Raw genomic sequence first — 16,859 nt, 5'->3', positions numbered from 1 at the left:
GAGGGGGGCCGACAGGACGTTGGACCCACCCCATTCGGGACCTTCGGCCCGCCGCCCGCCGGGACCGCCGGGCAAACTTGGCGATCATGGACATAGGCATCGACCTCGGCACGGCCAACACCCTCCTCTACGCCCGCGGCCAGGGCATCGTCCTCAACGAACCGTCCGTGGTGGCGGTCCAGGCCGGCTCGCGGGCGGCGCTCGCGGTCGGCGCGGAGGCGAAGGAGACCATCGGCCGCACGCCCGGTTCGATCACCGCGATCCGCCCGCTGCGGGACGGCGTGATCAGCGACTACGAGGCGGCCGAGGAGATGATCCGGCACTTCGTCCGCAAGGCCGTCCCCGGGCGCCGCCGCCCGCGCACCCGGATGGTGGTGTGCGTGCCGAGCGGGGTGACCCCGGTCGAGCGGCGGGCCATCGTGCACGCCACGCGCTCGGCGGGCGCGCGGGCGGTCCACCTCATCGAGGAGCCGATGGCGGCGGCGATCGGGGCGGGCCTTCCGGTGTCGGACCCGCGCGGCTCGATGGTCGTCGACATCGGCGGCGGCACGACGGAGGTGGCCGTCATCTCGCTCGGCGGGATCGTCACCGCCCAGTCCCTGCGGGTGGGCGGCGACCGCATGGACAGCGCCATCGCGGACTTCGTGCGCAAGGAGCACTCGCTGCTCGTCGGCGAGCGGACCTCCGAGGACGTCAAGATCGCCATCGGCTCGGCCTGGCCGGTGCCGGGCGGCGAGGAGTTCGAGCGCACCACGTTCACCGTGCGGGGCCGCGAGAAGGTCAGCGGCCTGCCGCGCACGGTCCAGCTGACCGTGGCGGAGGTGCGGAAGGCGCTCGACGAGCCGGTGGAGGCGATCATCGCGGCGGTGCGGGTCACCCTGGAGGAGTGCCCGCCGGAGCTGTCGGGCGACGTCATGGAGCACGGCATCGTCCTCACCGGCGGCGGCGCCCTGCTGCCCGGCCTCGACCTGCGCATGGCCTCGGCGACCGGCATCCCGGTCTTCGTCGCCGACGCCCCGCTGGACTGCGTGGCGCTGGGCTCGGGGCGGTGCGTGGAGGACTTCGACGGCTTGCAGCGGGTGCTGGGGAAGGCGGAGGTCGTCCGGTAGCCGGGACGCCCCGGGGGCACGCCCTAGTGCGGGAAGCCCGTCGGCAGCAGGGCCGTCACCAGGTACGCGCCGTGCTCCCTGCGGGCCCGGAGGGAGCCGCCCATGCTGGTGACGCGCTCCTCCATGGAGAACAGGCCCGTGCCGGTCGAGACGGGGGCGCGGTCCGGCGGGGTCCCGGGGAGCGGGTTGCGGACCTCGACGCGGACGTTCCGGCCCTCGCCCTCGACCGTGATCGAGACGGTCACCGGCAGGCCGGGGGCGTGCTTGGCCGCGTTCGTCAGGCACTCCTGCACCACCCGGTGCACGGCCGTCTGCCGCAGCGGCGACAGCGCCTTCGCCGCGTCGGCGACCTCCAGGTCCACCGGACTGCCCATCCGCTCGCTCTCCTCGGCGAGCGCGGCCAGCCCTTCGAGACCGGGCGTGGCGACCCCGTCGGTGCGCCGCACGAGGGTCTCGTTGAGCATGTGGTGGGCGCGCCGGGCGGTGTCGGCGAGCTCCTCGAAGTCCTGCTGGTGCGCGTCGCCCCGGGCGCGTACGGCCAGCACCTCGGCCCGTACGGCGAGCACGGTCAGCTCCCGGCCCACCAGGTCGTGGACGTCACGGCCGACCGAGATCCGCTCCTCCTGGACGGCCTGCCGGGCGGCGGCCTCGTTGCGCTGGATCTGGAGGGCGAGGACGAGGTCCTGGCGGTACGCGGCGATGCCGACGCCCGCGGCCAGCGCGCCGATCGGGATCACCAGGCCCAGGAACTCGCTGAGGGTCTCGCCGTGCTTGGCGGGCCAGCCGGGCAGGTTGAACAGGGCGTAGGCGGTGGCGACGTACAGCAGGGTGGCGGTGACCGCGGCCCGCCGGCCGCGGAAGCGGCCGAGCGAGTACAGCGCGAACTGGACCATCGTCAGCTCGTGCAGCCAGCCCATCAGGAAGAGCGCCACCACGAACGGCACCCACGGCGCGTTCCGGCGCAGCACCAGCGTGGCGGCGCCGGCCGCGAGGACCAGGGTCGCGGTGACGCCGGTGAGCGAGTTGTCGGCGCGGGCGAGGCCCGGCACGTCCAGGACCATCAGGCCGAAGGCGCTGCCGGCGGCGACGACGTCCATGGCGCGGGGCGACACGGCCCACCGGTCCGCACAACGGCGCAGCGCGGGGAAGGCGGGGAGTCGGAGCATGCCCCCCATCATCCAGGGTCCTTGGTCCCGTCACCGAGGACCCGAAGTCCCGTCTGGTGTGAGATCGGGCACTTCGCCCAGATTGCTGTTTGACTCTGAAATGTGTACGAAGCATCCCAGGAGCACGGGCCTCTCACCGGCGACGTGCTCGACGCCCTCCCCCAGGCGGCCCTGCTCGTCGACCGCGACCTGCGGGTCGTCCGGGTGAACCGCCGCCTCGCCGGACTGCTGCCGCTGCCCGACGGGCTCGACCTCTCCCCCGGCGCGCCGGGGGACCCGCTGATCGAGTACGTCGCCGGGATGCTCGACCGGCCGGACGAGCGGCGTCGCTTCCTGGAGGACGCGCGGACCCGCGCCGCCGTCACCCGGACCGCCGACTACCACCTGCGCGACGGGCGGACCCTGCGCCGCCGCCGTGCTCCGGTCGGGCACGGCGACGCGTTCTTCGGGCATCTGTGGCTGATCGAGGACGTCACGCGGCAGCACGAGGCCGAGGAGGACCTGTACGAGCAGGTGCGGAAGCTGGCCGCGCTCTCGGACGAACGGGCCGCGTTCGCCGGCCGGGTCCTGCACGAGCTGCGCACCCCGCTCGCGACCGTGCTGAGCTTCGCCGAACTGCTGCTGGAACCGGCGGGCGGCCCCCTCGACCCGGAGCAGGTCGCCTTCGTCGACGCCATCCGCCGCAACGCGCGCCGGATGCAGGTCGTCGCCGAGAGCCTGCCGAACGCCGCCGCCGGCCGGCCCCCGGGCCAGCCGCACCCCGCCCCGCTCCGGGTCCACGAACTGGTCGAGCGGGTCACCCTGGAGGCGCTCCAGCGCTCCGCCGGCTCCGGCCCCTACCTGACCGCCGACTGCCCGGCCGACGGGCCGCCGCTGATCGCCGACGCGTACATGCTGACCGGGGCGCTGGAGGAGCTGGTGGCCAACGCGCTGCGGTTCACCCCAGAGGACGGGCAGGTCGACATCGTCGGCCGGCCGGACGGCGACCACTGGACCATCCAGGTCCGGGACACCGGCATCGGCGTCCCGCTGGAGTACCAGGAGGAGATCTTCACCCCCTTCGTCCGCGCCCCCAACGCGCGCCGCGGCGGCTTCCCCGGCACCGGCCTCGGCCTGGCGGGCGCCCTCGACACCGTCCGCCTGCACGGCGGCACCCTCACCGTCCGCGACCGGGAGAACCGGCCGGGCGCGGTGTTCACGGTCCGGCTGCCGTCGGGGGGCGGGGGCGCGCCGGAGCACGGGGCCGCCGGATGACCCGGGTGCTGCTCGTCGAGGACGACCCCGACCTCTCGCTCGCCCTGCGCGTCCTGCTCACCCGGCGCGGCTACGAGGTCTCGCTCGCCGCCGACGGCCGCGAGGGCCTGCGGCTGCTCTTCGCCGAGCGGCCCGCGCTCATGGTCCTCGACCTGCTGCTGCCGGAGCTCGACGGCTGGCAGGTGCTCGACCGGACCCGCGACATGAGCGACCTGCCGGTCCTCGTCCTGTCCGGGCTCGGCACCGTCGACGACCGGGTGCGCGGGCTGCGCTCCGGCGCCGACGACTACCTGGTGAAACCCTTCGCGCAGGCCGAGCTGCTGGCCCGCGTCGAGGCCCTGCTGCGCCGCGCGGGCCCCGGCCGCTGGGCCGGCGAAGCGGTCGAGGAGGACCTGCGGCTGGTCCCCGAGCGCCGCTCCGCGCTCTGGCACGGCGCCGAGATCCGGCTCAGCGACATCGAGTACCGGCTGCTCCAGCTCCTGGTCCGCAACCGGGGCCGGGTGGTCACCACCGAGCAGCTCCTCGACCAGGTCTGGGACGACACCACGGCGATCGGCCGCGAACGCGTGAAGTTCGCCGTGCTCCGCCTGCGCCGCAAGCTGCGGGCCACCGGCGGCCCGCAGACCCCCGACCCGATCGAGGCGATCCGGGGGCTGGGCTACCGCTACGAGAGCTCCGGGTGACGCGGAACACGTCGGTCCGGGTCGCGTCCGGGAAGCGCCGCCGGCCGCCCGCGCGCACGCCGGGACCGCCGGAGCCGCACCCGGGACGGAAGTCCCGGCCGTACGTCCCGAAGTGCCCGCCGCGCGCCCATCGCAACCGTCCGGCAACCGAGCACCACCGCAACGCGCGACCATGGGCCCGCAGCCTGGAGGCATGCAGCCCCTTCCCGCCCGCAGTGTCGTCGTCGTCCTCGGCACCCGCCCCGAGCTGGTCAAGCTGGCCGAGCTCATCCGGCTGCTCGGGCCCTCGGCCCGTGTCGTGCACACCGGCCAGCACTACGACGAGGAGCTCTCCGGCGGCTTCCTCACCGAGCTCGGCCTGCCCGAACCGGCGTACCTGACCGGCGTCGGCGGGCAGCCGCGGGCCGTGCAGATCGCCGCCGCGCTCCAGGGTCTCGACGCGCTGTTCGCCGCCGAGCCGCCGCTCGCCGTCGTCGTCCAGGGCGACACCAACGCGGCCCTCGCCGGCGCGCTCGCCGCCAACGCGCGCGACCTGCCGCTGGTCCACGTCGAGGCGGGGCTGCGCAGCCACGACCGGGCCATGCCCGAGGAGCACAACCGGGTCCTCATCGACCGGCTCGCCGACGTGCTGTGCGCGGCCACCCCCGACAACCGGGAGCTGCTGCTCGCCGAGGGCGTCGCGGACGAGCGGATCGCCGTGACCGGCAACCCCGTCGTCGAGGCCGTCCGGGACCACCTCCCGGCGGCCGAGGTCCGCGCCCGGCTGCTCGCCGCGCACGGGCTCGACGCCGACGGCTACGTCCTGGCGACCGTGCACCGCCCGGAGAACACCGACGACGAGCCCGCGCTCACCGCCGTCCTCCACGAGCTCGCCGGGCTCGCCCGCGAACTGCCCGTCGTGCTGCCGCTGCACCCCCGCACCCGGGCCCGCGTCGAGGCCGCCGGACTGCTGCCGCTGCTCGACGGCGTGACGGTGCTGCCGCCGGCCGGCTACGGCACCTTCCTGGCCCTGGCCCGGCACGCGGCGCTGATCGTCTCCGACTCCGGCGGCGTCCAGGAGGAGACCACCGTCCTCGGCCGGCCGCTGGTCGTCGTCCGCAACTCCACCGAACGCCCGGAGTCGCTCGCCGACTTCGCCGAGCTGGTCGACCCCGGCCCGCAGATCGGCACCGCCGCCCGCCGCCGCCTCTCCGAGGGCGCCCAGGGCCTGCACCGTCTGGCGAAGCTCCCCAGCCCGTACGGCGACGGCACCGCCTCCCGTCGCATCGCGGGCCTCGTCGCGGACCTGGCCGCCGCGCGCACGGCGCCGTCGGACGCCCACGCGATGGCGGCCTGAGCGCCGCGCCCCGCCCGTCCCGTACGCCCTCCCGTCCCACCGGAGACCCCTCATGAGCCTCCACCTCCTGCTCTACGTCTTCCCCTTCCTGCTCCTCGGCGGCTTCCTGGTCTACTGGGCCGGCGCCCGGCACGCCTACGCGCGCCGCGGGCCCGCCGAGACCGGTGACCCGGCCGCGTTCGACTGGCACTTCTTCGTGCCCTGCCGCGACGAGGAGGCCGTCGTCGCCACCACCGTCGCCCGGCTGCGGGCCGACTTCACCGGCTCCCACGTGTGGGTCATCGACGACGCCAGCGACGACCTCACCGGCCCCCTCGTCACCGCGCTCGCCGACCGGGACCCCCACGTCCACCTGGTCTCCCGGCGCCGCCCCGACGCCCGCGTCGGCAAGGGCGCCGCGCTCAACTCCGCGTACGAGGCGCTGAACGCGTACCTCGGCGGGAGCGCCGACCGGGCCCGTGTGATCGTCTGCGTCGTCGACGCCGACGGCCAGGTCTCCCCCGACGCCCTCGCGCACGTCAGCGGCCCCGACGCGTTCGGCGACCCCGACATGGGCGGGGTGCAGATCGGCGTCCGGATGCGCAACGTCGACGACGAGCGCCCGCTGCCCGACCGGGGCCGGGCCGCCAACGCGTACGCGCGGCTGCTGATCCGCATGCAGGACGCCGAGTTCGCCGTCTCCAACACCGGCATGCAGCTCCTGCGCCGCCGCACCGGCTCCGTCGGCCTGGGCGGCAACGGGCAGTTCACCCGGCTCACCGCCCTCGACCGCATCGCCGCCGCCGAACGCCGCCCCTGGCAGCGGGACGCCCTCCTGGAGGACTACGAACTCGGCCTGCACATGCGGCTCGCCGGCTACCGGGTCACCCACGTCGCCGACACCTGGGTCAGCCAGGAGGCGCTGCCCTACACGCGCCGGTTCCTCACCCAGCGCACCCGCTGGGCGCAGGGCAACATCCAGTGCGTGCGCTACTCCGGCCGCATCGTCGGCTCCCGCCACTACAAGGCGTCCGGCGTCCTGGAATCGCTCTACACCTTCTTCCAGCCGATCGCCCACCTCGCGACGCTCCTGCTGACCGCCTTCATGCTGGTCGCCCTCGTGACCGGCGGCGGCACGGCCGAGGTCCTCCTCGCCGCCTGGCCGCTCGCCCTGGCGCTCGGCATCGCCTCGATCCTCCCGTTCCTGCTGTGGGGCCCGGTCTACCGGCGCGAGTTCGCCCCGGACCGCTCCCGGCTCAAGGGCCTGCTGTGGGGCCTCGCGCTGTGGCTGTACGCGTACCACCTGTTCATCGTCTCGGCGCGCGGCTTCGTCCGGCTGCTGCGCGGGCGCACCGGCTGGGCCAAGACCCGCCGCAACGCCGAGACGACCGGGGTCGGCCCGATCGCCACGGAGTCCTGAGGCGGAGGTACCCGGGGGTACGCGGAAGGGCCCGGAACCACGAGTGGTTCCGGGCCCTTCCGCGTACGGCTACGGCTACGCCTGCGGCAGCTTCTCCAGCTGCGCCTGGATGCGGGCGATGTCCTCGTCCGCCTTGGCGAGGCGGCCACGGATCTTGTCGACCACGTTGTCCGGCGCCTTGGCCAGGAACGCCTCGTTGCCGAGCTTGCCCTGGGCCTGCGCCTTCTCCTTCTCGGCGGCGGCGAGGTCCTTGGCGAGACGCTTGCGCTCGGCGGCGACGTCGATCGTGCCGGACAGGTCCAGCGCGACCTCGGCGCCGGCCACCGGCAGGGTGGCGGTGGCCGAGAAGCCCTCGCCCTCCGGCTGGAGGCGCAGGATCTGGCGGATGGCGGCCTCGTGCGCGGCGAGCGCGGTGCCGGTCAGCGTGAGGCGCGCGGGCACCTTCTGGGCGTCCTGGAGGCCCTGCTCCTTGCGGAACCGGCGGACCTCGGTGATGACCCGCTGGACCAGCGCGATCTCCTGCTCGGCGGCGGTGTCGCGGAAGCCGCTGTCCTTCGGCCAGTCGGCGATCACGAGGGACTCGCCGCCGGTCAGCGTGGTCCACAGGGTCTCGGTGACGAAGGGGACCACCGGGTGCAGCAGCCGCAGCATGACGTCGAGGACCTCGCCGAGGACCCGGCCGGAGACCCGCGCGCCCTCGCCGCCGGCGAAGAACGTCGTCTTCGACAGCTCGACGTACCAGTCGAAGACCTCGTCCCACGCGAAGTGGTAGAGCGCCTCGCTGAGCTTGGCGAACTGGAAGTCCTCGTAGTACGCGTCGACCTGGGCGACGGTCTCGTTCAGCCGGGAGAGGATCCAGCGGTCGGTCGCCGACATCTGGTCGGCGGCCGGCAGCTCGCCCTCGATCGTCGCGCCGTTCATCAGCGCGAAGCGCGTGGCGTTCCAGATCTTGTTGGCGAACTTGCTGGACGCCTGGACCCAGTCCTCGCCGATCGGGACGTCGGCGCCCGGGTTGGCGCCCTTGGCCAGGGTGAAGCGGACGGCGTCGGAGCCGTACGCGTTCATCCAGTCCAGCGGGTCGACCGCGTTCGGGTTCGACTTCGACATCTTCTTGCCGAACTCGTCGCGGACCAGACCGGTGAGGGCGACCGTCTTGAACGGGGCCTCGCCGTCCATCGCGTACAGACCGAACATCATCATCCGGGCGACCCAGAAGAAGATGATGTCGTGGCCGGTGAGCAGGACATCGGTCGAGTAGAACTTCGCCAGGTCCGGAGTCTCCTCCGGCCAGCCGAGCGTGGAGAACGGCCACAGGCCGGAGGAGAACCAGGTGTCGAGGACGTCGGAGTCCTGCGTCCAGCCCTCACCGGTCGGAACCTCGTCGTCGGGTCCGACGCAGACGACCTCGCCGTCCGGGCCGTACCAGATCGGGATGCGGTGACCCCACCACAGCTGGCGCGAGATGCACCAGTCGTGCATGTTGTCGACCCAGTCGAAGTAGCGCTTGGAGAGCTCCTTCGGGTGAATCTCGACCGAGCCGTCACGGACGGCGTCACCGGCGGCCTGCGCCAGCGGGCCGACCTTGACCCACCACTGCATCGACAGACGCGGCTCGACGGTCGTCTTGCAGCGCGAGCAGTGGCCCACCGAGTGCATGTACGGGCGCTTCTCGGCGACGATCCGGCCCTGCTCCTTGAGCGCGCCGACGATCGTCGAGCGGGCCTCGAAGCGGTCCAGACCGAGGAAGGGGCCGTGGACGGTGATGATGCCGTGCTCGTCCATGACGGTCAGCGACGGCAGGTCGTGGCGCTGGCCGATCGCGAAGTCGTTCGGGTCGTGCGCCGGGGTCACCTTGACGGCGCCGGTGCCGAACTCCGGGTCGACGTGCTCGTCGGCGACGACCGGGATGGTGCGGTCGGTCAGCGGCAGCTTGATCTGCTTGCCGACCAGGTGCTTGTAGCGCTCGTCGTCCGGGTGGACGGCGACCGCGGTGTCACCCAGCATCGTCTCGGCCCGGGTGGTGGCGACGACCAGGGACTCGTCACCCTCGCCGTACCGGATCGAGACCAGCTCGCCGGCGTCCTCCTGGTACTCGACCTCGATGTCCGAGATGGCGGTCAGACAGCGCGGGCACCAGTTGATGATGCGCTCGGCGCGGTAGATCAGACCGTCCTCGTACAGGTCCTTGAAGATGCGCTGGACGGCCTTGGACAGGCCCTCGTCCATCGTGAAGCGCTCGCGCGACCAGTCGAGACCGGCGCCGAGGCGGCGCAGCTGGCCGAGGATCCGGCCGCCGTACTCGTCCTTCCACTGCCAGACGCGCTCGACGAACGCCTCGCGGCCCAGGTCGTGGCGGGACTTGCCCTCCTCGGCGAGCTGCTGCTCGACCTTGTTCTGGGTGGCGATGCCGGCGTGGTCCATGCCGGGCAGCCAGAGCGTCTCGAAGCCCTGCATGCGCTTGCGGCGGGTCAGTGCGTCCATGAGCGTGACCTGGAAGGCGTGGCCCAGGTGGAGCGCGCCCGTGACGTTCGGCGGCGGGATGACGATGGTGTACGGCGGCTTCTCGCTCTTCGCGTCCGCCGTGAAGTACCCCCGGTCTACCCAGCGCTCGTACAGCGGCCCCTCTACCTCGGCCGGCGCGTACGCGGTCGGCAGTTCGGGGGTGGCTGTCGTCTGCTGCTGAGTGTTCTCGGTCACCGGGCCAGTTTAGGGGGATCCGGGGGTGGTCCTGAAACTCGATTGTTCCGTAACGGTGTGGCCCCCACTGCCCCGGTGGCACGGGGCTTCCGACAGGATGTTCGCCAGGCATAAACATCTTGTGAGGGGAACCTGTCCATGAGCTACAACCAGCCGGGCCCGTACGGCGGCCAGCCCCAGCAGCCCGGGCCGTACGGCCAGCCGGGGCCTTACGGGCAGCAGCCGCAGCAGCCCGGCCCCTACGGGCAGCCCCCGCAGGCCCCGCAGCCCGGCTACGGCTACCCGCAGCAGGCGCCGCAGGGTGTCCCGCCGCAGCAGCCGTACGGCTACCCGCCGCAGGGCCAGCCCCAGCCCGGCCCGTACGGCCAGCAGCCCCCGTACGGCGCCCCGCAGGGCCCCGGCGGTTACCTGCCCCCGCCGCCGGCCCCGAAGAAGAGCAAGGCCGGCTGGATCATCGCCGGCGTGGCCGTGGTCGCGGCGCTGGCCGTGGGCGCGTACTTCGTGATCGGCGGGGGCGGCGGCGCCGGCAACAGCGATGTCGCCGACTCCACCAAGGGTTACAAGATCACCCCGGCGGCCACGGTCGGCGAGTACAAGAAGGAGGGCGCCGACCGGGCCGGCGCCCTGACGGAGGAGCAGAAGGTCAGCGCCGCCGCGATGGGGATCAAGGACCCCCACTCGGTCGTGGCCTCGTACAAGTCGGGTGACGGCTCCGACCCGCTCAAGGGCAAGAGCATGAGCCTGAACGGGATGTGGGGCGAGATCGCCGACCCGGCGAAGGCGCTCGACACCGCGTTCGGGAACTACGAGAAGAAGCAGACCGGCAAGGCCGACGACGTCAAGGTGACGCCGGTCGGCAGCCCGGAGGCGAAGACCCCGGCGGGCTTCGACGGCGCGCTGATGAAGTGCCAGTACCTCAAGCTGGAGAACACCGGCACCTCGACCTCGCCCGGCCCGAAGTCCTTCCAGGTGCCCACCTGCATCTGGTCCGACTACAGCACCGTGGGCGTCGTGAACGTCATCGACCTGTCGACGATGATGACCGGCGGCCAGGGCCTCACCCTGGACCAGGTCGCGGAGCTGGCGGGCCAGCAGTACAAGGCCTCGCGCAGCAAGGTCTGATCCGGCGGATACGACGAAGGGGCGCTCCGCCGGTCGGCGGGGCGCCCCTTCGTCGTCGCTTCGGGTCAGGCGGACTTCTCGTGCCTGCCGTCGTTCTTCACGATCCGCGGGACCAGCGTCGGGTTGACGTTGTTGCGGACCACGTCGGCGGTGATGACCACGCGGGCCACGTCCTTGCGGGACGGGACCTCGTACATCACCGACTGGAGGACCTCCTCCATGATGGCGCGCAGGCCGCGCGCGCCGGTGCCGCGGAGGATCGCCTGGTCGGCGATGGCCTCCAGGGCCGGACGGTCGAAGTCCAGCTCCACGCCGTCGAGTTCGAAGAGGCGCTGGTACTGCTTGACCAGCGCGTTGCGCGGCTCGACGAGGATCTTCAGGAGGGCTTCGCGGTCCAGGTTGTGGACCGAGGTGATGACGGGGAGACGGCCGATGAACTCCGGGATCATCCCGAACTTCACCAGGTCCTCCGGCATGACCTCCTGGAACTGGTCGCTCGCCTCGATCTCCCGCTTGGAGCGGATGGTCGCCCCGAAACCGATGCCCTTGGCGCCCGCACGCGACTCGATGAGCTTCTCCAGGCCGGCGAAGGCGCCGCCCACGATGAAGAGCACGTTCGTCGTGTCGATCTGGATGAACTCCTGGTGCGGGTGCTTCCGGCCGCCCTGCGGCGGGACGGAGGCGGTGGTGCCCTCCAGGATCTTGAGGAGGGCCTGCTGCACGCCCTCGCCCGAGACGTCACGCGTGATCGACGGGTTTTCGCTCTTACGGGCGACCTTGTCGATCTCGTCGATGTAGATGATCCCGGTCTCGGCCTTCTTGACGTCGTAGTCCGCCGCCTGGATCAGCTTGAGCAGGATGTTCTCGACGTCCTCGCCGACGTAGCCGGCCTCCGTGAGCGCCGTCGCGTCCGCGATGGCGAACGGGACGTTCAGCATCCGGGCCAGTGTCTGCGCCAGGAGCGTCTTGCCGGAGCCGGTCGGGCCGAGCAGCAGGATGTTGGACTTCGCCAGTTCGATGGCGTCGTCCCGGCCCTGCGCGCCGCCGTTCTCGCCGGCCTGGACGCGCTTGTAGTGGTTGTACACCGCGACGGAGAGGGCCTTCTTCGCCGGCTCCTGGCCGACGACGTACCCCTCCAGGAACTCGTAGATCTCGCGAGGCTTGGGAAGCTCCTCCCAGCGCACCTCGCTCGTCTCCGCGAGCTCCTCTTCGATGATCTCGTTGCAGAGGTCGATGCACTCGTCGCAGATGTACACACCGGGACCCGCGATGAGCTTCTTCACCTGCTTCTGGCTCTTTCCGCAGAACGAGCACTTGAGCAGGTCGCCGCCATCACCGATGCGTGCCACGAGGTGCTTCCCCTTCGCCTGGGAGTGCTTGGTTCAGCGACTCCTGGTGCCTCATATTCGACGGTACCTTGCCGGGCCCCTCGTTCGGGCCCCCCTTGGCGCGGTTGGCATGGACGGGATTCGGCCACACCAACCACGGCGAGGGAAGGTCGAGCGTCAGTGTGCCGCGGCGGCCGTGCTCTTGCGGGTCGAGACGATCTGGTCCACCAGGCCGTACGCGAGGGCGTCCTCGGCGGTCAGGATCTTGTCGCGCTCGATGTCGTCGCGGATCTTCTCGATCGGCGTGGAGGAGTGCTTGGCCAGCATCTCCTCCAGCTGGGTGCGCATGCGCAGGATCTCGCGGGCCGCGATCTCCAGGTCGGAGAGCTGCTCACGGCCGGTGCCGCCGGACGGCTGGTGGATCAGCACGCGGGCGTTGGGCAGGGCCATCCGCTTGCCGGGGGTGCCGGCGGCGAGCAGCACGGCCGCGGCGGAGGCCGCCTGGCCCATGCAGACCGTCTGGATGTCCGGCTTCACGAACTGCATCGTGTCGTAGATGGCCGTGAGCGCGGTGAAGGAGCCGCCCGGGCTGTTGATGTAGATCGAGATGTCGCGGTCCGGGTCCATCGACTCCAGGCACAGCAGCTGTGCCATGACGTCGTTGGCGGAGGCGTCGTCGATCTGCACGCCGAGGAAGATCACGCGCTCCTCGAACAGCTTCGCGTACGGGTCGTACTCGCGCACGCCCTGCGAGGTGCGCTCCACGAAGCGCGGCACGACGTAGCGGTTGTCCATCGGCGCGCCGGTGTAGAGGCCGCTCGCGGAGAGGTTGTTCTGCATCTGGGGGTTCACCGTCCTGGTGGCGTTCGGCGGGGGGGCTGGGGCTCTTGGGCGGGCGGCCGGCGCTCAGGCGCCCGTGCCGCCGCCGCCCGGAACACCCGCGGCGTGCGTGATGATGTCGTCGATGAGGCCGTACGACTTGGCCTCCTCCGCGGTGAACCAGCGGTCACGGTCGCCGTCGCGGATGATCGCGTCGACGGTCTGACCGGAGTGGTGCGCGGTGATCTCGGCCATGCGCTGCTTCGTACGGAGAAGGTACTCGGCCTGGATCTTGATGTCGGAGGCGGTGCCACCGATGCCGGCGGAGCCCTGGTGCATCAGGATGTCGGTGTTCGGCAGCGCGAAGCGCTTGCCGGGGGTGCCGCCGGTGAGCAGGAACTGGCCCATCGAGGCCGCCATGCCCATACCGATGGTCACGACGTCGTTGGGGATGTACTGCATGGTGTCGTAGACGGCCATGCCGGCCGTCACGGAGCCACCGGGGCTGTTGATGTACAGGTAGATGTCCTTCGACGGGTCGGCCGCGAGGAGGAGCATCTGGGCGGTGATCTTGTTGGCGATCTCGTCGTCGACCTGCTGGCCGAGGAAGATGATGCGCTCGCCGAGCAGCCGGTTGTAGACATGGTCGCCGAGGCCACCACCGATGGACGGCTCACCCGCGGCGTAAGGCTTCAGATTCGTCACGTATCCACCTGCTCGTCTCCGACGGCACCGGGCCGTCTCAGCGTCTCGTTCGGAGGGCATTGCCCTCGTATTCATGGACCCTAACGCGCAGGTAGGACAACGCCATCCCGCTTCCCGAACTGTTCGCTGGGAGCGCAAGGTAGTTGGGGGCGCATGAACGGGCCCGGTACGTCCACGGGCCCGGGCGCACACCTGTGCGTCCGGGCCCGTGGGGCGGGGTTCGGCGCGAGGCCGGAGCCTCACGCGTCGCCCCGGGGGGGCTTACTTGTCCTCGGAGACCTCGGCCTCACCGGTGACGGCCTCGACCGTCTCGGTGGCCTGCTCCTCGTCCTCGTCGGACAGGTCGACCTCGACACCGTTGGTGTCGACGACCTTGGCGGCCTCGACGACCAGCGCGAGCGCCTTGCCGCGGGCGACCTCGCCGACCAGCATCGGCACCTGGCCGCCCTGGACGACGGCCTGGGCGAACTGGTCGGGGGACATGCCGGAGGAGGCGGCGCGGCGCATGAGGTGCTCGGTGAGCTCCTCCTGCTCCACGTTCAGCTTCTCCTTGTTGACCAGCTCGTCGAGGATGAACTGGGTCTTGATGCCCTTGACGGCCTGGTCCTTGGTCTCGGTCTCGAACTCCTCGACCGTCTTGCCCTGGAACTCCAGGTACTTCTCCAGGCTCAGGCCCATCTGGCCGAGCTGGTGGTGCTCCAGGTTGTGCTTGCGGGTGTTGACCTCGTCCTCGAGCAGCTTCTCGGGGACGGGGATCTCCGCCAGCTCCAGGAGCTTCTCCAGGACGCGCTCCTGGGCCTGGGTGGCCTGGTCGAACTGCTTCATGTTCTCAAGGCGCTTGCGGCTGTCGGCCTTGAGCTCGTCGAGGGTGTCGAACTCCGACGCCAGCTGCGCGAACTCGTCGTCCAGCTCGGGGAGCTCACGGGCGGCGACGGTGAGGACCTTGACGGTGACCTCGGCGTCCTTGCCCTCGGCGGAGCCGCCCTTCAGCTGCGAGGTGAAGGTGGCCTCGCCGCCGGCCTCCAGGCCGGTGACGGCCTCGTCGATGCCGTCGAGGAGCTCGCCGGAGCCGATGGTGTACGAGACACCGCTGGCGACACCGTCGGGCAGGACCTCGCCGTCGACCTTGGCCTCCAGGTCGATGGTGATGACGTCGCCCTCGGCGGCGGCGCGCTCGACCGGGTTGGTGGACGCGAAGCGGTCGCGGAGCTGCTCCACGGACTTCTCGATGTCCTCGTCGGTGACCTCGACGGCGTCGACCTCGACCTCGATACCGGAGAAGTCCGGGATCTCGATGGCCGGGCGGATGTCGACCTCGGCGGTGAAGGCCAGCAGTTCGCCGTCCTTCAGCTCCGTGATGTCGACCTCGGGCTGACCCAGCGGGTTGACCTCGGCCTCGTTCACGGCCTCGGTGTAGAACTTCGGGAGCGCGTCGTTGACGGCCTCCTCCAGCACCGCACCACGGCCGAACCGCTGGTCGATCACGCGAGCCGGGATCTTGCCCTTACGGAAGCCCTTGACCGTGACCTGCTGGTTGATCTTCTTGTACGCCGCGTCGAGGCTGTCCTTGAGCTCCTCGAAGGGCACCTCGACAGTGAGCCGAACCCGGGTCGGGTTCAGGGTCTCCACGGCGCTCTTCACGGTTCGGTCTCCTTGGTGGCTGATTCCTGGTTTCGCCGGTACCACCAGGGGGCGGTTCCGGCCGATCGGCCCGGTCAGAGAGACACACGGGCACGCAGCTTGCATAGTAACCGCAAGCGCCTCACGGCCCACAATGTGATCTTGGCTGGTCGGGGTGGCGGGATTTGAACCCACGGCCTTCCGCTCCCAAAGCGGACGCGCTACCAAGCTGCGCCACACCCCGTCGGTGCGACACGTAGGGTACATGGACGGGGACGGTGCGACGCCCCCTGTTTTCAAGGGGTGTGCGGGGACCTGCGAGAACCCGCTACGATGGCGTCCGTCGCCGGGGCCGATGGCCTCGCGATGCACCTTGTGCGGGTGTAGCTCAATGGTAGAGCACTAGTCTTCCAAACTAGCTACGCGGGTTCGATTCCCGTCACCCGCTCCACAGCGGCAGAGGCCCCTCCGGACAGCGTTCCGGAGGGGCCTCTGCCGTTTCGTTGGGATGCCGGGTCCGGTGCGGGGCAAGAGAATGACGCTGTCCGCTTTATTCCCGCTTGTCCCCGTGTGGGGTCGGAGGCCGTCATGAAGGATCTGAAGTTCGAGCAGAAGCGCTCGCTGTCCCGTCTCGAAGCCGCCGCCCAGCTGACGGCGCTCGCCGAGGCGCTGCGCAAGGGCGGTGAGGCCGAGCTGAAGCTGGGGGCGGGGACGTTGAGCCTGCGGATCCCCGACGAGCTCGCGGCCGAGGTGGAGGTCGAGGTCGAAGAGGGGGAGATCGAGCTGGAGATCGAACTCAAGTGGGCGACGGGCAAGCCCCGGAAGCCGGCGGTGAAGTCGGAGACGAAGGCGGAAACGAAGCCGGCCGCGAAGGCGGGGGCGAAGCCGGACGCGAAGGCGGGGGCGAAGACGGCGCCCGGGAAGCCCGCCGCTCAGCCGGCGGCCAAGCCCAAGGCCGAGAAGACCGGGAAAGCCGAGAAGACCGCGAAGGCGGAGAAGGGCGCGGCGAAGCCGGGGGCCAAGAAGCCGGCCGTGAAGCCCGCCGTCAAGAAGCTGGTCAAGAAGACGGTCACCAAGACGGTCCCGAAGGCGTCGGCGAAGAAGGCGTCGGCGAAGAAGCCGACCGCCAAGAAGTCGGCGACGAAGACCGCCAAGCCGTCGGACAAGCCCTCGACCAAGGCGTCGACGAAGACGCCGGCCAAGGCGCCGGCCAAGAAGGCGGTCACGAAATCGGCCGCCAAGCCGGCCGGGAAGTCGGCGAAGCCCGCCAAGAAGGCGGCCAAGTCCGTCAAGTCGGCCAAATCCGCCGCGAAGGCGGCCTGACGCCGGTCCGGGTCAGAACTTGATGGAGCCGACCGTGTTCGTTATCGAGTCCAGGAAGCGCTGGATGTCGTCGGCCATGCCCGTCGAGGCGAGGAAGAAGCCGAACAGGACCGCGACGACGGCCGGACCGGCCTTCAGGTTTCCGCCACGGATCAGCACCACCAGGATGATCGCCAACAGCAGCACCACAGATAGTGAAATGGCCACAACTGATCACACACCCTCGGTCGGTCCCCGCCTTGCCGCCCGGGAGCGCACGTCACAGAACACCCCCGCCGCACCTATCGTGCCACCAACT

Annotated in this window: 14 protein-coding genes and 2 tRNA genes; 8 read left to right on the top strand and 8 right to left on the bottom strand. The window is 71.2% G+C overall.

Features of this window, described 5'->3' with window-relative positions; all coding sequences use genetic code 11:
- The first annotated feature begins 86 nt into the window (after positions 1-86).
- Complete coding sequence (locus tag AB0Q96_RS04325) at positions 87-1,109, top strand: rod shape-determining protein (RefSeq protein ID WP_365321505.1); 1,023 nt, start codon at positions 87-89, stop codon at positions 1,107-1,109.
- Between the two features lie 23 nt (positions 1,110-1,132).
- Here the strand turns inward: AB0Q96_RS04325 and AB0Q96_RS04320 are convergent, their stop codons facing one another.
- Complete coding sequence (locus AB0Q96_RS04320; RefSeq protein WP_365321503.1) at positions 1,133-2,275, bottom strand: ATP-binding protein; 1,143 nt, start codon at positions 2,273-2,275, stop codon at positions 1,133-1,135.
- 102 nt (positions 2,276-2,377) lie between these two features.
- Here AB0Q96_RS04320 and AB0Q96_RS04315 point away from each other — a divergent pair, with 102 nt between their 5' ends.
- From AB0Q96_RS04315 to AB0Q96_RS04300, 4 genes are all read left to right on the top strand, one after another.
- Entirely contained in the window at positions 2,378-3,529 is a 1,152-nt protein-coding gene (locus AB0Q96_RS04315) for a HAMP domain-containing sensor histidine kinase (protein WP_365321501.1), read from the top strand.
- Positions 3,526-4,212 carry a response regulator transcription factor gene (locus AB0Q96_RS04310; protein WP_365321500.1) on the top strand — a complete coding sequence of 229 codons (687 nt, stop codon included), beginning with the start codon at positions 3,526-3,528 and terminating at the stop codon, positions 4,210-4,212. The genes AB0Q96_RS04315 and AB0Q96_RS04310 overlap by 4 nt, the downstream gene beginning before the upstream one ends.
- A gap of 193 nt (positions 4,213-4,405) precedes the next feature.
- Entirely contained in the window at positions 4,406-5,548 is a 1,143-nt protein-coding gene (gene wecB / locus AB0Q96_RS04305; RefSeq protein WP_365321498.1) for a UDP-N-acetylglucosamine 2-epimerase (non-hydrolyzing), read from the top strand.
- 52 nt (positions 5,549-5,600) lie between these two features.
- A complete protein-coding gene (locus AB0Q96_RS04300) occupies positions 5,601-6,947 on the top strand; it encodes a glycosyltransferase (RefSeq protein WP_365321496.1) in 1,347 nt (448 codons plus the stop codon).
- A gap of 75 nt (positions 6,948-7,022) precedes the next feature.
- Here the strand turns inward: AB0Q96_RS04300 and AB0Q96_RS04295 are convergent, their stop codons facing one another.
- Positions 7,023-9,644, bottom strand: a complete 2,622-nt coding sequence (locus tag AB0Q96_RS04295; protein ID WP_365321494.1) for a valine--tRNA ligase — start codon at positions 9,642-9,644, stop codon at positions 7,023-7,025.
- A 138-nt stretch (positions 9,645-9,782) separates the two neighbouring features.
- On the opposite strand from AB0Q96_RS04295, the gene AB0Q96_RS04290 reads away from it, so the two are divergent.
- Entirely contained in the window at positions 9,783-10,766 is a 984-nt protein-coding gene (locus tag AB0Q96_RS04290) for a hypothetical protein (RefSeq protein WP_365321492.1), read from the top strand.
- 65 nt (positions 10,767-10,831) lie between these two features.
- Here the strand turns inward: AB0Q96_RS04290 and clpX are convergent, their stop codons facing one another.
- From clpX to AB0Q96_RS04265, 5 genes are all read right to left on the bottom strand, one after another.
- On the bottom strand, positions 10,832-12,115 hold the full coding sequence (clpX, locus tag AB0Q96_RS04285) for an ATP-dependent Clp protease ATP-binding subunit ClpX (RefSeq protein ID WP_150228190.1): 1,284 nt from the start codon (positions 12,113-12,115) through the stop codon (positions 10,832-10,834).
- Positions 12,116-12,271: 156 nt separating this feature from the next.
- Positions 12,272-12,934, bottom strand: a complete 663-nt coding sequence (locus tag AB0Q96_RS04280; RefSeq protein WP_365321490.1) for an ATP-dependent Clp protease proteolytic subunit — start codon at positions 12,932-12,934, stop codon at positions 12,272-12,274.
- A 66-nt stretch (positions 12,935-13,000) separates the two neighbouring features.
- On the bottom strand, positions 13,001-13,618 hold the full coding sequence (locus AB0Q96_RS04275) for an ATP-dependent Clp protease proteolytic subunit (protein ID WP_365321488.1): 618 nt from the start codon (positions 13,616-13,618) through the stop codon (positions 13,001-13,003).
- Between the two features lie 261 nt (positions 13,619-13,879).
- Positions 13,880-15,259: a trigger factor gene (gene tig / locus AB0Q96_RS04270; protein WP_365321486.1), complete on the bottom strand. Its 1,380-nt coding sequence runs from the start codon at positions 15,257-15,259 to the stop codon at positions 13,880-13,882.
- Between the two features lie 146 nt (positions 15,260-15,405).
- Positions 15,406-15,482 (bottom strand) — tRNA-Pro (locus AB0Q96_RS04265).
- A gap of 133 nt (positions 15,483-15,615) precedes the next feature.
- On the opposite strand from AB0Q96_RS04265, the gene AB0Q96_RS04260 reads away from it, so the two are divergent.
- A tRNA-Gly gene (locus tag AB0Q96_RS04260) sits at positions 15,616-15,689 on the top strand.
- Positions 15,690-15,826: 137 nt separating this feature from the next.
- The gene (locus AB0Q96_RS04255) at positions 15,827-16,561 is read left to right on the top strand and encodes an amphi-Trp domain-containing protein (RefSeq protein ID WP_365321484.1); all 735 of its coding nucleotides are present in this window, start codon (positions 15,827-15,829) and stop codon (positions 16,559-16,561) included.
- 12 nt (positions 16,562-16,573) lie between these two features.
- Here AB0Q96_RS04255 and AB0Q96_RS04250 read toward each other — a convergent pair whose 3' ends face one another.
- The gene (locus tag AB0Q96_RS04250; RefSeq protein ID WP_365321483.1) at positions 16,574-16,768 is read right to left on the bottom strand and encodes a hypothetical protein; all 195 of its coding nucleotides are present in this window, start codon (positions 16,766-16,768) and stop codon (positions 16,574-16,576) included.
- Between the last annotated feature and the right edge of the window lie 91 nt (positions 16,769-16,859).

Origin of the sequence: Streptomyces sp. NPDC093111, from assembly GCF_040683955.1 — a bacterium.
Classification (GTDB): domain Bacteria; phylum Actinomycetota; class Actinomycetes; order Streptomycetales; family Streptomycetaceae; genus Streptomyces.
The sequence above is the reverse complement of the archived record's forward strand: the minus strand, read 5'-3'. Positions and strand labels throughout refer to the sequence as shown.

Excerpts from the sequence above, each read along its gene's own strand:
- AB0Q96_RS04325 (WP_365321505.1), top strand. The coding sequence starts at position 87 with ATGGACATAGGCATCGACCTCGGCACGGCCAACACCCTCCTCTACGCC.
- AB0Q96_RS04320 (WP_365321503.1), bottom strand. The coding sequence starts at position 2,275 with ATGCTCCGACTCCCCGCCTTCCCCGCGCTGCGCCGTTGTGCGGACCGG.
- AB0Q96_RS04310 (WP_365321500.1), top strand. The coding sequence starts at position 3,526 with ATGACCCGGGTGCTGCTCGTCGAGGACGACCCCGACCTCTCGCTCGCC.
- wecB (WP_365321498.1), top strand. The coding sequence starts at position 4,406 with ATGCAGCCCCTTCCCGCCCGCAGTGTCGTCGTCGTCCTCGGCACCCGC.
- AB0Q96_RS04300 (WP_365321496.1), top strand. The coding sequence starts at position 5,601 with ATGAGCCTCCACCTCCTGCTCTACGTCTTCCCCTTCCTGCTCCTCGGC.
- AB0Q96_RS04290 (WP_365321492.1), top strand. The coding sequence starts at position 9,783 with ATGAGCTACAACCAGCCGGGCCCGTACGGCGGCCAGCCCCAGCAGCCC.
- AB0Q96_RS04280 (WP_365321490.1), bottom strand. The coding sequence starts at position 12,934 with ATGCAGAACAACCTCTCCGCGAGCGGCCTCTACACCGGCGCGCCGATG.
- AB0Q96_RS04255 (WP_365321484.1), top strand. The coding sequence starts at position 15,827 with ATGAAGGATCTGAAGTTCGAGCAGAAGCGCTCGCTGTCCCGTCTCGAA.